Origin of the sequence: Pseudomonas sp. HMSC057H01, assembly GCF_001836405.1 — a bacterium.
Taxonomy (GTDB): domain Bacteria; phylum Pseudomonadota; class Gammaproteobacteria; order Pseudomonadales; family Pseudomonadaceae; genus Pseudomonas; species Pseudomonas aeruginosa.
Map to the genome: position 1 here is coordinate 26,435 of NZ_KV828524.1, position 13,893 is coordinate 40,327.

The window sequence follows — 13,893 nt, forward strand, 5'->3', positions numbered from 1 at the left end:
CTCATAAGGATCGGTGCTGGGAAAAGGCGCGCATTCTAACCCATGCGGCGGGTGCTGGCACATGAAAGGCCATCATGTCGCGGACAAGCGGCGCTCAAGCGCGCCGCACGGCGGCTCAGCCCTCGTTGAACATGAACAGCACGTCGCTGGCGTAGAGCATGCCGAACTGCTCGGCGGGCATCGGCCGGCCGAACAGGTAGCCTTGCACCTCGTCGCAGCCGTGCTCGCGAAGGAAGTCCAGCTGGGCCTGGCTCTCCACGCCCTCGGCGATCACCATCAGATTCAGGCTGTGGGCCATGGCAATGATCGCCCGGGCGATCTGCGCGTCCTGTTCGCCGTGGGGCAGGCCGTCGACGAAGCTGCGGTCGATCTTCAGCACGTCGATGGGGAACTGCTTGAGGTAGTTCAGCGAGGAGTAGCCGGTACCGAAGTCGTCCACCGCGATGGCCAGGCCGAGGCGCTTGAGCCCGGAGAGGATCTGCATGGCCTCGGCGACGTCGCTCATCAGGATGCTTTCGGTCAGTTCCAGCTCCAGGCAGGCCGGCGGGATGCCTGTCTCGTAGAGGATCGCGGCGATCCGCTCGCCCAACTGGCCATCGGCGAATTGCCGCGCCGAGAGGTTCACCGAGACCTTCGGCACCCGCACCTTGGCCTTGTGCCAGCTGCGCAACTGCTTGCAGGCTTCCGCCAGCAGCCAGTCGCCGACCTGGGCCACCAGGCCGATCTCCTCCAGCACCGGAATGAACTCGCTCGGCGGAACCAGTCCGCGGCGCGGATGCTGCCAGCGCAGCAGGGCCTCGGCGCCGGTCAGGCGGCGGCCGTCGCCGGTGAACTGCGGCTGGTAGTGGAGGACGAACTCGCCCAGTTCCAGGGCGCGGCGCAGGTCGCTTTCCAGTTCCAGGCGCTCCAGGGCGCGGGCGTTCATCTCGGCCTGGTAGAACTGGAAGTTGTTCTTGCCCATCTCCTTGGCGTGGTACATCGCCGTGTCGGCGTTCTTCATCAGCAGGCTCAGTTCGGCGCCGTCCTGAGGCGACAAGGCCACGCCGATGCTGGCGGTGACGAAGAATTCACGGCCTTCCAGGGTGAACGGCCGGGCCAGACGGCCGAGGATCAGTTCGGCGACCTGGATCGCCCGCTTCAGGGCGATCTCGCGGTCGCCCTGGGAAGGCAGCAGCAGGGTGAATTCGTCGCCACCCATGCGCGCCACGGTATCGTCCTGGCTGACGCAGGCGCTCAGGCGGGTCGCCACTTCCTGCAGCATGCGGTCGCCGGCGGCGTGGCCGAGGGAGTCGTTGATCGGCTTGAAGCGGTCGAGGTCGAGGAACATCAGCACCACCCACTGGCCGTTGCGTTCGGCCTGCTGCAGGGCGGTATGCAGACGGTCCTGGAACAGCGTGCGGTTGGGCAGGTGGGTGAGGGCGTCGTAGTAGGCCAGGCGGTGGATGCGCCGCTCGCTGGCCTTGCGCTCGCTGATGTCGCTGAAGAAGCAGACGAAGCTGACCAGGTCGCCTTCCTCGTCGCGCACCGCGGTGATGCCGACCCAGGACGGATAGAGTTCGCCGGTCTTGCGCTTCTGCAGGATCTCGCCTTCCCAGCTGCCGCTGTGCTGCAGGCTGGCGAGCACGTGCTTGAGCTGGTTGGCTTCCTGGCGGTCGGCGGTGAGCAGGCGCGGCTGCTGGTCGAGCACGTCGGCCGGGCTGTAGCCGGTCAGGCGCGAGAAGGAATCGTTGACCTGGACGATGTAGCCGGCCGGGTCGGTGACCATGATCGCCGCCGTGGAGTGTTCGAATACCGTCGCCGCCATCCGCAGCTCGCGTTCGGCGCGGCGCTGCTGGCTGATGTCGCGGGCGATGCCGAGCAGGCCTTCGAAGCGGTCGTGCTCGTCCCACATCAGGACGATCCGCAGTTCGATGGGAATCTTGCGTCCGTCGGCGCGCAGGCAGTCGAGGGCGAACAGATGCTGGCCAGGGTTTTCCCGCAGCTCGGCGAGCTTCTGGCGGTCGCCGATGGCGTGCCGCACGCGGCGCAGCAGGCCGTTCAGGCGGCCGAGCTGGCGCGGGTTGGTGGCGGTCTGGTGGAGGCCGTTGAGCAGCGCCCATTCCGGGCTGTAGCCGAACACGTGCTGTACCGAGGGGCTGACGTAGCTGGCGTTGAGTTCGGCGTCGGTGGAGAAGATCACGTCGCTGATGTTTTCCGCCAGCATGCGGTAGCGTCGGCCGTTCTCGCGCAGCGCGTTGTTCGCCTCGACGGTGAAGGTGATGTCCTTGGCCACGCCGATCAGGCGCGCCACGCGACCGCTGCGGTCGCGGCTGAAGGCCTGCTCGCGGATGTCGAACCAGTGCCAGCGGCCGTCGCGGTGGCGCCAGCGCAGCTGGCTGTCGAGCAGCAGGCCGTCGCCGACCACGTGCTGCAGGTTGCGGATGCGCCAGTAGTATTCCTGGTCGTCGGGGTGCAGCAGGGTTTCCCAGAAGTTCTCGCCCATCCGCGCCAGTTCTTCCTGGTTGTAGCCCAGTTGCTGGCCCAGGTGATGGTTGCTGAAGATCACCCGGCGCGCGTGCAGGTCGTGGATGTAGAGGGTATCGGGCACCGCCTGGACCGCGTCCGACCAGAACTTCTCGCGCTCGATCAGCGACAGTTCGACTTCCTTGCGACTGGTGACGTCGGACAGGCTGAGGGTCACCGCATGCCATTCGCCGGGGTTTTCCGGCAGGCGCAGTTGCAACCACAGGTGCCGCGGCGTGCTCTTGCCGCAGCGCAGCGTGGCTTCCAGTTCGAGTACCGGCCGGCGTTCGATGAGCGCCTCGATCACCTGCAGGCGCAGGCTGTCCGGTTGTAGCGGGCCGTGGTCGAGCAAGCGCTGCCAGGCCTGTTCGGTGGACTCGATCTGCAGCAGGCGGCGACTGACATCGTTGATCTCGGTGATGCGGATCCGCTCCAGCAGCGCCTGCTGCCGCCCGGGTTCGCCGGCGAGCCAGGCGCGCAGTGCGGCGCAGCTGTCCAGGCCTTGTTCCACCAGAGCCTGGCGCAGGGCGGAGAGGTCGAGCACGCAGAGGGCCACGCCGACCCCTTCGAAGATGTCCTGGTAGCGCCGCCGGGTTTCCTCCAGGACGCCGAGGGCGTGCTGTTCCTCGGTGACGTCGCGCAACACCCAGACCTGCCCGCCCTGGAGGATCTGCTCGCGGAGGGTCCAGGCCTGGTCGGCGAGCGCCGGATAGCTGGCCAGCGGATGGCGGCTGAGGGTGAACGTCCGCGGCTCGCCGCGCACCCGCAGCGGCAGCAGCTCGCTACGGGTCTCGCCGTCGCCACCGGCGTCCGTCAGCCAGCCTGGCTCGAGGTCCGGCAGCAGGCCCAGCAGGTGATGCTGGCGGGCCTGGGCCGAACTGATGCCGAAGAGGCGTTCGGCCTGGGGATTGAGGTAGCTGAGGCGGCCGTCGGCGCGGGTCACCAGCACTCGCTCGTCGATCGCCGCCAGTGCCGTGGCCGCCTGGCGCAGGCTGCGCTGCGAGGCCAGGGTCATGGCGCGCAGGCCTTGCTGCTCGCGGTGCAGGCGCAGCAGCATGTACACGGTGACGCCGACCAGCAGGAGGAAGATCGCCAGCTCGCCGCCGATTCCCGGCAGCAGGCCGAGCCGCACCCGGGTGCTGTCGTAGAGCCCGCGAAGCTGCCAGTCGCTGTTGCGCAGCGGTTCCACGCCGAGGGTCTGCATGTCGTCGAGCAGCGCCGTACTCCCTGGGGTATGCCAGAGCACCCGTCCGGCGTATTGGTCTTCCAGGCGCCAGAGCAGGTTGCCGGTGGGCAGGTCGGGACTCCACTGGGCGAGGCTGTCGCTGGCCAGGTGCAACAGCCAGAAGCCGCTGTCGCGGCGGCTGCCGGGTTCGCGCAGGGTCAGGTAGAGGGATTCGCCGTCGCGCGGGTCGAGGCAATAGTGGTAGAGGCCGGAGCCGGCGTGCTGGCGCAACTGCTCGGGCAGCGTCGTTTCCGGCGACGGGCTGCCCGTCTGCGGGGCGCTGTCCACCCATTGCAACTGGCGAACCTGCGGCAGCGCATCGCTGATGCGCGGCAACAGCCTGCCCTGGATCTCGCCACGCTCGCTGGGGGGCATGCCCGGGAGCAGGGCGAGGGCGGTGCGCGCCTTGAGTTCGAGGGTCAGGGACAGGCGGTCGTTGAGACGATCGAGCTGGGCCGCGGCCCGCTCGTGTTCGAAGCGTTCCTGCTGGCGCAGCTCCTGGCTCATCTGCCAGAGCAGCAGGCCGAGCATCAACAGGACCAGCAACAGCAGGCCAGCCTTGGCTGCCGGTCGGTCGGGTACGGTCAGTGGGTCGCCGGCGGGAGGCGGCGACGGGGTTAGCGAGGGGGTCGACACTGACCGGAATTCCTGGGGGAGGTGTGATTCGGTAGACAGTTAGGATGCCCGGAAGCAAGGCCAAGTGCCAGTATCGCCGACGAGCGTCACGGTCCTTTCCGGCTGTCGAGGCACTTTGTCGCAGGGCCCGTGACGACTGATCTTCCCGTGTGTCGAGCAGGCCTCCGGGCGGCCGAAGTCGACGGCATGCGGATCGGACCGTGCCATGCGGCGACGAGAGGGGCGCCGCCGCGGGCGTGAGGGTCAGGAGCGCGCCGGATTGGAGGCGCCGTGGAGGAACATCTGCTCCAGGGTATGCGCGGAATTGGAGCTGGCCGCCCGTCCGCGACGTTCCGCATCGACCATGCCGTAGACCAGGGTGATGAACAGTTCGGTGAACACGGCTGCCGTGATGTCGATGCGAAACACGCCTTTCTGCTGTCCGCGCAGGAAGAAGGCGTCCAGCGCTTCCAGGTAGGACTGCCAGCGTGCGCCTTCGCCGTGCGGGTCGAGGAAGTCCGGGCGGTACTGGAATACCAGGAATACCAGCAGCTCGCGGTGGGTGAGGTGTTCCTTGATCAGGCGCTGCAACGCCTCCAGAGGCTCGGCATGCTCCAGGTCGCAGGCCTGGATGATCTGGTTCAGTACGGTCTCTCCGTGGCCCTCGAGCATCTGCACCAGGTTGTCCCGCGTGCCGCAGAAGCGGTGCAGGGTGGCCTTGCTTACGCCGGCCGCCTCGGCCAGTTCTTTCAGCGTCGCTCGCGGGTGGTCGACGATGGCGACTGCCAGCGCCTTGATGAGTCGCTCGTCATGGGAAATCAGGGTCATCGATGGGTCCCGGTTGGTTTTTCTGATTGTGCGCATTGTGCAGAAAACTGGCCTCGCGTCCAAAGGAATTAGCTGTCAAAAGATCATTTGAGACAATATTGACTCAATTAGCTCGAAAAAGTACCATTCGATCCGTTTTCAATCAACGGTCGGGTGTGTCATGGCTGATTTGCGTGCAATAGGAAGGATCGGGGCGTTGGCTATGGCCATCGCGTTGGCAGGTTGTGGGCCGGCGGAAGAGCGACAGGAGGCCGCCGAAATGGTGTTGCCGGTGGAGGTCCTGACGGTGCAGGCCGAGTCCCTGGCGCTGAGTTCGGAACTGCCTGGGCGGATCGAACCGGTGCGGGTCGCCGAGGTGCGCGCGCGGGTGGCCGGCATCGTCGTGCAGAAGCGCTTCGAGGAGGGCGCCGACGTCAAGGCTGGCGACCTGCTGTTCCAGATCGATCCGGCACCGCTGAAGGCTGCGGTGTCGCGCGCCGAGGGTGAGCTGGCGCGGAACCGCGCGGTGCTGTTCGAGGCGCAGGCGCGGGTGCGCCGCTACGAGCCGCTGGTGAAGATCCAGGCGGTCAGTCAGCAGGACTTCGATACCGCCACCGCCGACCTGCGCAGCGCCGAGGCGGCGACCCGCTCGGCCCAGGCCGACCTGGAGACCGCGCGCCTGAACCTCGGCTACGCCTCGGTCACTGCGCCGATCTCCGGGCGCATCGGCCGCGCGCTGGTGACCGAGGGCGCGCTGGTCGGGCAGGGCGAGGCGACGCTGATGGCGCGCATCCAGCAGCTCGATCCGATCTATGCGGATTTCACCCAGACCGCGGCCGAGGCCCTGCGCCTGCGCGACGCCCTGAAGAAAGGCACCTTGGCCGCCGGCGACAGCCAGGCGCTGACCCTGCGCGTCGAAGGGACGCCCTACGAGCGCCAGGGCGCGTTGCAGTTCGCCGACGTGGCGGTGGATCGCGGCACCGGCCAGATCGCCCTGCGCGGCAAGTTCGCCAACCCCGACGGGGTCCTGCTGCCGGGCATGTACGTGCGCGTACGTACGCCCCAGGGCATCGACAACCAGGCGATCCTGGTGCCGCAACGGGCCGTGCGCCGCTCCAGCGACGGCAGCGCCCAGGTGATGGTGGTGGGCGCCGACGAGCGCGCCGAGGCGCGCAGCGTCGGTACCGGCGTCATGCAGGGGTCGCGCTGGCAGATCACCGAGGGCCTGGAGCCGGGTGACCGGGTCATAGTCGGCGGCCTGGCTGCGGTGCAGCCGGGGGTGAAGATCGTGCCGAAGCCGGATGGTGCCCAGACGCAAGCCCAGTCGTCCGTGCCGCAACAGTAAGGGCGGGTTCGCCCCGAGGATTTTCCGATGTCCGAATTCTTCATCAAGCGGCCGAACTTCGCCTGGGTGGTGGCCCTGTTCATCTCCCTGGCCGGCCTGCTGGTCATTTCCAAATTGCCGGTAGCGCAGTACCCCAATGTCGCGCCGCCACAGATCACCATCACCGCCACCTATCCCGGCGCCTCGGCGAAGGTGCTGGTGGACTCCGTCACCAGTGTGCTCGAGGAGTCGCTGAACGGCGCCAAGGGCCTGCTCTACTTCGAGTCGACCAACAACTCCAACGGCAGCGCCGAGATCGTCGTCACCTTCGAGCCGGGCACCGATCCGGACCTGGCCCAGGTGGACGTGCAGAACCGCCTGAAGAAAGCCGAGGCGCGCATGCCGCAGGCGGTGCTGACCCAGGGCCTGCAGGTCGAGCAGACCAGCGCCGGTTTCCTGCTGATCTATGCGCTCAGCTACAAGGAAGGCGCTCAGCGCAGCGACACCACCACCCTCGGCGACTATGCCGCGCGCAATATCAACAACGAGCTGCGGCGCCTGCCGGGCGTCGGCAAGCTGCAATTCTTCTCTTCCGAGGCGGCCATGCGGGTCTGGATCGATCCGCAGAAGCTGGTGGGCTTCGGCCTCTCCATCGACGACGTGAGCAATGCCATCCGCGGGCAGAACGTGCAGGTGCCGGCCGGCGCCTTCGGCAGCGCGCCGGGCAGTTCCGCGCAGGAGCTGACGGCGACCCTGGCGGTGAAGGGCACCCTGGACGATCCGCAGGAGTTCGGCCAGGTGGTGCTGCGCGCCAACCAGGACGGCTCGCTGGTCCGGCTCGCCGATGTCGCGCGCCTGGAACTCGGCAAGGAGAGCTACAACATCTCCTCGCGGCTGAACGGCACGCCCACCGTGGGCGGGGCGATCCAGCTGTCGCCCGGGGCCAACGCGATCCAGACCGCTACCCTGGTGAAACAGCGTCTCGCCGAACTGTCGGCGTTCTTCCCCGAGGACATGCAGTACAGCGTGCCCTACGACACTTCGCGCTTCGTCGACGTGGCCATCGAGAAGGTGATCCACACCCTGATCGAAGCGATGGTCCTGGTGTTCCTGGTGATGTTCCTGTTCCTGCAGAACGTCCGCTACACCCTGATCCCGTCCATCGTGGTGCCGGTGTGCCTGCTGGGTACGCTGATGGTGATGTACCTGCTGGGGTTCTCGGTGAACATGATGACCATGTTCGGCATGGTCCTGGCGATCGGCATCCTGGTGGACGACGCCATCGTGGTGGTGGAGAACGTCGAGCGGATCATGGCGGAGGAGGGGATTTCCCCGGCCGAGGCCACGGTCAAGGCGATGAAGCAGGTGTCCGGCGCCATCGTCGGCATCACCCTGGTGCTCTCGGCGGTGTTCCTGCCGCTGGCTTTCATGGCCGGTTCGGTGGGGGTGATCTACCAGCAGTTCTCGGTGTCGCTGGCGGTCTCGATCCTGTTCTCCGGCTTCCTCGCCCTGACCTTCACCCCGGCGCTGTGCGCCACGCTGCTCAAGCCCATTCCCGAAGGGCACCACGAGAAGCGCGGCTTCTTCGGCGCCTTCAACCGTGGCTTCGCCCGCGTCACCGAGCGCTATTCGCTGCTCAACTCGAAGCTGGTGGCGCGCGCCGGACGCTTCATGCTGGTGTACGCCGGCCTGGTGGCCATGCTTGGCTACTTCTACCTGCGCCTGCCGGAAGCCTTCGTGCCGGCGGAAGACCTCGGCTACATGGTGGTCGACGTGCAACTGCCGCCTGGCGCTTCGCGCGTGCGCACCGATGCCACCGGCGAGGAACTCGAGCGCTTCCTCAAGTCCCGCGAGGCGGTGGCTTCGGTGTTCCTGATCTCGGGCTTCAGCTTCTCCGGCCAGGGCGACAATGCCGCGCTGGCCTTCCCGACCTTCAAGGACTGGTCCGAGCGAGGCGCCGAGCAGTCGGCCGCCGCCGAGATCGCCGCGCTGAACGAGCATTTCGCGCTGCCCGACGACGGCACCATCATGGCCGTGTCGCCGCCACCGATCGACGGCCTGGGCAACTCCGGCGGTTTCGCCCTACGCCTGATGGACCGCGGTGGCGTCGGCCGCGAGGCCTTGTTGCAGGCCCGCGATACCTTGCTCGGCGAGGTCCAGACCAACCCGAAATTCCTCTACGCGATGATGGAAGGCCTGGCCGAAGCGCCGCAACTGCGCCTGTTGATCGACCGGGAGAAGGCCCGCGCCCTGGGGGTGAGCTTCGAGACCATCAGCGGCACGCTGTCCGCCGCCTTCGGCTCGGAGGTGATCAATGACTTCACCAATGCGGGGCGCCAACAGCGGGTGGTGATCCAGGCCGAACAGGGCAACCGGATGACCCCGGAAAGCGTGCTCGAGCTATACGTGCCTAACGCTGCTGGCAACCTGGTACCGCTCAGCGCCTTCGTCAGCGTGAAATGGGAAGAGGGACCGGTGCAATTGGTGCGCTACAACGGCTACCCGTCGATCCGCATCGTCGGTGACGCCGCGCCCGGCTTCAGCACCGGCGAAGCCATGGCGGAAATGGAGCGCCTGGCCGCGCAACTGCCGGCCGGCATCGGCTACGAGTGGACCGGCCTGTCCTATCAGGAGAAGGTCTCCGCCGGGCAGGCCACCAGCCTGTTCGCCCTCGCCATCCTGGTGGTCTTCCTGTTGCTGGTGGCGCTCTACGAGAGCTGGTCGATCCCGCTGTCGGTGATGCTGATCGTGCCGATCGGCGCCATCGGCGCGGTGCTCGCGGTAATGGTCGCGGGTATGTCCAACGACGTGTATTTCAAGGTCGGCCTGATCACCATCATCGGTCTTTCGGCGAAGAACGCGATCCTCATCGTCGAGTTCGCCAAGGAACTCTGGGAGCAGGGGCACAGCCTGCGCGACGCCGCCATCGAGGCCGCGCGCCTGCGCTTCCGACCGATCATCATGACTTCCATGGCGTTCATCCTCGGCGTGGTACCCCTGGCCCTGGCCAGCGGCGCCGGCGCGGCGAGCCAGCGCGCCATCGGCACCGGAGTGATCGGCGGGATGCTCAGCGCCACGTTCCTCGGCGTGCTGTTCGTACCCATCTGTTTCGTCTGGCTGCTGTCGCTGCTGCGCAGCAGGCCGGCGCCCATCGAACAGGCCGCTACGGCCGGGGAGTGAGCGAGATGCGCAAACCTGCATTCGGCGTATCGGCGTTGCTGATCGCCCTGACCCTCGGCGCCTGCTCCATGGCGCCGACCTACGAACGTCCCGCCGCGCCGGTGGCCGACAGCTGGAGCGGCGCCGCCGCCCAGCGCCAGGGCGCGGCGATCGACACGCTGGACTGGAAGAGTTTCATCGTCGATGCCGAACTACGCCGCCTGGTGGGCGTGGCCCTGGATAACAACCGCTCGCTGCGCCAGACCCTCCTGGATATCGAGGCGGCCCGCGCGCAGTACCGCATCCAGCGCGCCGACCGGGTTCCGGGCCTGAATGCCGCTGCCACCGGCAACCGCCAGCGGCAGCCGGCCGACCTGTCCGCCGGCAATCGCTCGGAAGTGGCCAGCAGCTACCAGGTCGGGCTGGCCCTGCCGGAGTACGAACTGGACCTCTTCGGTCGGGTCAAGAGCCTGACCGACGCAGCCCTGCAACAGTACCTGGCCAGCGAGGAGGCAGCGCGCGCGGCACGGATCGCCCTGGTCGCCGAGGTCAGCCAGGCCTACCTGAGCTACGACGGCGCCCTGCGGCGCCTGGCGCTGACCCGTCAGACCCTGGTCAGCCGCGAGTATTCCTTCGCCCTGATCGACCAGCGCCGCGCGGCCGGCGCCGCCACCGCGCTGGACTACCAGGAAGCCCTTGGCCTGGTGGAGCAGGCGCGCGCCGAGCAGGAGCGCAACCTGCGGCAGAAACAGCAGGCATTCAACGCGCTGGTGTTGCTGCTGGGCAGCGACGATGCCGCGCAGGCGATTCCGCGGAGTCCGGGGCAGCGGCCGAAGCTGTTGCAGGACATCGCTCCCGGCACGCCGTCCGAGCTGATCGAGCGACGCCCCGACATCCTTGCCGCCGAACATCGTTTGCGGGCGCGCAACGCGGATATCGGCGCGGCGCGCGCGGCGTTCTTCCCACGCATCAGCCTGACCGGCAGCTTCGGCACCTCCAGCGCGGAAATGTCCGGCCTGTTCGATGGCGGCTCGCGCTCCTGGAGCTTCCTGCCGACGCTGACGCTGCCGATCTTCGATGGCGGGCGCAACCGTGCCAACCTGAGCCTGGCCGAGGCGCGCAAAGATTCGGCGGTGGCCGCCTACGAGGGGACCATCCAGACCGCTTTCCGCGAGGTCGCCGACGCCCTGGCGGCCAGTGATACCCTGCGTCGCGAAGAGAAGGCCCTGCGCGCCCTGGCGAACAGCAGCAACGAAGCCCTGAAGCTGGCCAAGGCACGCTACGAGAGTGGCGTCGACAACCACCTGCGCTACCTCGATGCGCAGCGCAGCAGCTTCCTCAACGAGATCGCCTTCATCGACGGCAGCACCCAGCGGCAGATCGCCCTGGTCGACCTGTTCCGCGCGCTCGGCGGAGGCTGGGACGAGGGACGGAGCCTGGTGGTACATCGAGGCGGCAGGAGTTGAGCGGGTAAACGTGTGGGAAACGGTGCTAGCGGGTGGCAACTGCCGCCCGCTCAAGGGCTGGCAGGTTGTGCGGGGTTCGACGCGCCACGCAGGAACAGCTCCTCCAGCGTGGCGGACAACCCGGCGCTGGCCGCGCGACCGCGGCGCTCGGCATCGACCATGCCGTAGATCAGGACGATGAAGAGTTCGCTGAAGGTCGCCGCGCTGATATCGATACGGAACACACGCTTCTGTTGGCCGCGCAGGAAGAAGGCGTCCAGGGCTTCGACATAGGACTGCCAACTGGCGTCCCCATGCCCGGCCTGGCGTCCCGGGTTCTGCTCGAACATCAGCAGCGCCAGCAGGTCGCGCTGGGCGAGGTGTTCCCGGATCAGCTCGCGTAGCGCTTCCCGCGGCTCCAGGCGCTGCAGGGCGGCGCTGTGGGTGAGGCGTTCGAGGGTACTCCTGGCATGGCTTTCCAGGCGCTGCTTGAGACCTTCGCGGGTACCGCAATGACGGTTCAGGGTTGCCCTGCTCACTCCTGCCAGTTCCGCCAGTTCTCCCATGGTGGCGCGCGGATGATTGACCATCGCGGTGGCCAGGGCCTTGAGCAGACGCTGGTCCTGAGACGACGGGGTTGGCGCTGGGTCGAGACTGTCCCTGTGCGGGGAGTCGGGTAGCTGGGCGGATCTGGGAGCGAGTGTCATTTTTGAGGTTTTTTTTGTTCTTTTGAGACTGATTTGGATCAATTGTAGCAGGCTGGATCTCCCCACGCCTTGCTTCGCGTCAGGTCTTGAGAGGCAGCACCATGGCCGCGAGCAGTGTCAGGCCCACCCAGACCTCGCACGGGGCGATGGTCGCCGCCTCGCTCAGGCAGAACGCCTTTGACAGGACGAGGGTAGCGGAGACAGTAAGGGCGGCCAGTACGCTGCTCAGCGTCACCGTAGCGGCCTGGAATCGGACGGCGAACATTCGCCGGCAAAGCGCCTCGCCCCACGAAAACCGGGGTGGCTGGCCAGCTTTCTCTCGGTCTGTCATATACTTGGCCGAGTTTTTTTCCTTTTCTTCATGAGGTGCTCGTTTTGGCTCAGTACGTCTACACCATGCATCGGGTCGGCAAGATCGTTCCGCCCAAGCGTGAAATCCTCAAGGACATCTCCCTGTCGTTCTTCCCCGGCGCCAAGATCGGCGTGCTCGGCCTGAACGGCGCGGGCAAGTCCACCCTGCTGCGGATCATGGCCGGCGTCGACACCGAGATCGAAGGCGAGGCCCGGCCGATGCCGGGGATCAACGTCGGCTACCTGCCGCAGGAGCCCAAGCTGGACCCGCAGGCCACCGTGCGCGACATCGTCGAAGAGGCCGTCGGCCAGATCAAGCAGGCCCAGGCGCGGCTGGACGAGGTCTATGCCGCCTATGCCGAGCCGGATGCCGACTTCGACGCCCTGGCCGCCGAGCAGGCCAAGCTGGAGGCGATCCTCCAGGCATCCGACGGACACAACCTGGAACGCCAACTGGAAGTCGCCGCCGACGCCCTGCGCCTGCCGCCGTGGGATGCCAAGGTCGAGCACCTGTCCGGCGGCGAAAAGCGCCGCGTAGCGCTGTGCCGCCTGCTGCTGTCGGCTCCCGACATGCTGCTGCTGGACGAACCGACCAACCACCTGGACGCCGACTCGGTGGCCTGGCTGGAGCATTTCCTGCACGACTTCCCCGGCACCGTGGTGGCGATCACCCACGACCGCTACTTCCTCGACAACGTCGCCGGCTGGATCCTCGAACTCGACCGTGGCCATGGCATCCCGTTCGAAGGCAACTACTCCGGCTGGCTGGAATCCAAGGCCGCCCGCCTGGCCCAGGAAGCCAAGCAGGAAGCCTCCCACGCCAAGGCCATGAAGGCCGAGCTGGAGTGGGTACGCCAGGGCGCCAAGGGCCGCCAGGCCAAGTCCAAGGCGCGCCTGCAGCGCTTCGAGGAACTGCAGTCGCAGGAATTCCAGAAGCGCAGCGAGACCAACGAGATCTACATCCCGGCCGGTCCGCGCCTGGGCGACAAGGTCATCGAACTGCACAACGTGACCAAGGGCTACGGCGACCGCGTGCTGATCGACAACCTGTCCCTGAGCATTCCCAAGGGCGCTATCGTCGGTGTGATCGGCGGCAACGGCGCGGGCAAGTCGACCCTGTTCCGCATGCTCACCGGCAAGGAGCAGCCGGACTCCGGCACCATCGAGATCGGCGAGACCGTGCAGATCGCCAGCGTCGACCAGAGCCGTGACAGCCTGGAAGGCAACAAGACCGTGTGGGAGCAGGTTTCCGACGGTTTCGAGCAGATCAAGATCGGCAACTACGAAGTCCCGTCGCGCAGCTATGTCGGTCGCTTCAACTTCAAGGGCGCCGACCAGCAGAAGTTCGTCAAGGACCTCTCCGGCGGTGAGCGTGGCCGTCTGCACCTGGCCCTGACCCTGAAGCAGGGTGGCAACGTGTTGCTGCTCGACGAACCGTCCAACGACCTCGACGTGGAAACCCTGCGTGCGCTGGAAGAGGCGCTGCTGGACTTCCCCGGCTCCGCCATCGTGATCTCCCACGACCGCTGGTTCCTCGACCGGATCGCCACCCACATCCTCTCCTACGAGGACGATGGCAAGGTGACCTTCTTCGAAGGCAACTACACCGAGTTCGAGGCCGACCGCAAGAAGCGCCTGGGCGACGCCGCGGCCCAGCCGCACCGCGTGCGCTACAAGAAACTGGCGTAAGCGCGCCCTCGAGAAACCGCCCGCCGGCGTTGCCGGCCGGCGGTTTTTTCATGCCTGGAATTCAACGAG

General features: G+C 67.1%; 8 protein-coding genes. 4 read left to right on the forward strand and 4 right to left on the reverse strand.

Going from position 1 to position 13,893, the window contains the following annotated elements; all coding sequences use genetic code 11:
* Window positions 1-115: 115 nt before the first annotated feature.
* Window positions 116-4,363, reverse strand: coding sequence for a cyclic di-GMP receptor MorA (gene morA / locus HMPREF2581_RS29975; RefSeq protein WP_011666766.1), 4,248 nt, complete (start codon window positions 4,361-4,363; stop codon window positions 116-118).
* A 243-nt stretch (window positions 4,364-4,606) separates the two neighbouring features.
* Window positions 4,607-5,170 carry an efflux pump transcriptional repressor NfxB gene (nfxB, locus tag HMPREF2581_RS29980; protein ID WP_009316251.1) on the reverse strand — a complete coding sequence of 188 codons (564 nt, stop codon included), beginning with the start codon at window positions 5,168-5,170 and terminating at the stop codon, window positions 4,607-4,609.
* A gap of 160 nt (window positions 5,171-5,330) precedes the next feature.
* On the opposite strand from nfxB, the gene mexC reads away from it, so the two are divergent.
* Genes mexC through oprJ form a run of 3 tightly spaced genes read left to right on the forward strand, consistent with a single transcriptional unit; the run spans window position 5,331 to window position 11,098 of the window.
* Window positions 5,331-6,494, forward strand: coding sequence for a multidrug efflux RND transporter periplasmic adaptor subunit MexC (gene mexC, locus HMPREF2581_RS29985; protein ID WP_003141574.1), 1,164 nt, complete (start codon window positions 5,331-5,333; stop codon window positions 6,492-6,494).
* A 27-nt stretch (window positions 6,495-6,521) separates the two neighbouring features.
* On the forward strand, window positions 6,522-9,653 hold the full coding sequence (gene mexD, locus HMPREF2581_RS29990; RefSeq protein WP_003141572.1) for a multidrug efflux RND transporter permease subunit MexD: 3,132 nt from the start codon (window positions 6,522-6,524) through the stop codon (window positions 9,651-9,653).
* Between the two features lie 5 nt (window positions 9,654-9,658).
* Complete coding sequence (oprJ, locus tag HMPREF2581_RS29995) at window positions 9,659-11,098, forward strand: multidrug efflux transporter outer membrane subunit OprJ (RefSeq protein WP_003116284.1); 1,440 nt, start codon at window positions 9,659-9,661, stop codon at window positions 11,096-11,098.
* 50 nt (window positions 11,099-11,148) lie between these two features.
* Here the strand turns inward: oprJ and escR are convergent, their stop codons facing one another.
* Window positions 11,149-11,667: a TetR/AcrR family transcriptional regulator EscR gene (escR, locus tag HMPREF2581_RS30000; RefSeq protein WP_003141571.1), complete on the reverse strand. Its 519-nt coding sequence runs from the start codon at window positions 11,665-11,667 to the stop codon at window positions 11,149-11,151.
* Between the two features lie 196 nt (window positions 11,668-11,863).
* Window positions 11,864-12,049, reverse strand: coding sequence for a hypothetical protein (locus HMPREF2581_RS30005; RefSeq protein WP_169311245.1), 186 nt, complete (start codon window positions 12,047-12,049; stop codon window positions 11,864-11,866).
* Between the two features lie 110 nt (window positions 12,050-12,159).
* Here HMPREF2581_RS30005 and ettA point away from each other — a divergent pair, with 110 nt between their 5' ends.
* The gene (ettA, locus tag HMPREF2581_RS30010; RefSeq protein ID WP_003094829.1) at window positions 12,160-13,824 is read left to right on the forward strand and encodes an energy-dependent translational throttle protein EttA; all 1,665 of its coding nucleotides are present in this window, start codon (window positions 12,160-12,162) and stop codon (window positions 13,822-13,824) included.
* The last annotated feature ends 69 nt before the right edge of the window (window positions 13,825-13,893 follow it).

Bases quoted from the DNA above. Each gene is read 5' to 3' on its own strand.
- nfxB (WP_009316251.1), bottom strand. From the start codon at position 5,170: ATGACCCTGATTTCCCATGACGAGCGACTCATCAAGGCGCTGGCAGTC.
- mexC (WP_003141574.1), top strand. From the start codon at position 5,331: ATGGCTGATTTGCGTGCAATAGGAAGGATCGGGGCGTTGGCTATGGCC.
- mexD (WP_003141572.1), top strand. From the start codon at position 6,522: ATGTCCGAATTCTTCATCAAGCGGCCGAACTTCGCCTGGGTGGTGGCC.
- oprJ (WP_003116284.1), top strand. From the start codon at position 9,659: ATGCGCAAACCTGCATTCGGCGTATCGGCGTTGCTGATCGCCCTGACC.
- escR (WP_003141571.1), bottom strand. From the start codon at position 11,667: ATGGTCAATCATCCGCGCGCCACCATGGGAGAACTGGCGGAACTGGCA.
- HMPREF2581_RS30005 (WP_169311245.1), bottom strand. From the start codon at position 12,049: ATGTTCGCCGTCCGATTCCAGGCCGCTACGGTGACGCTGAGCAGCGTA.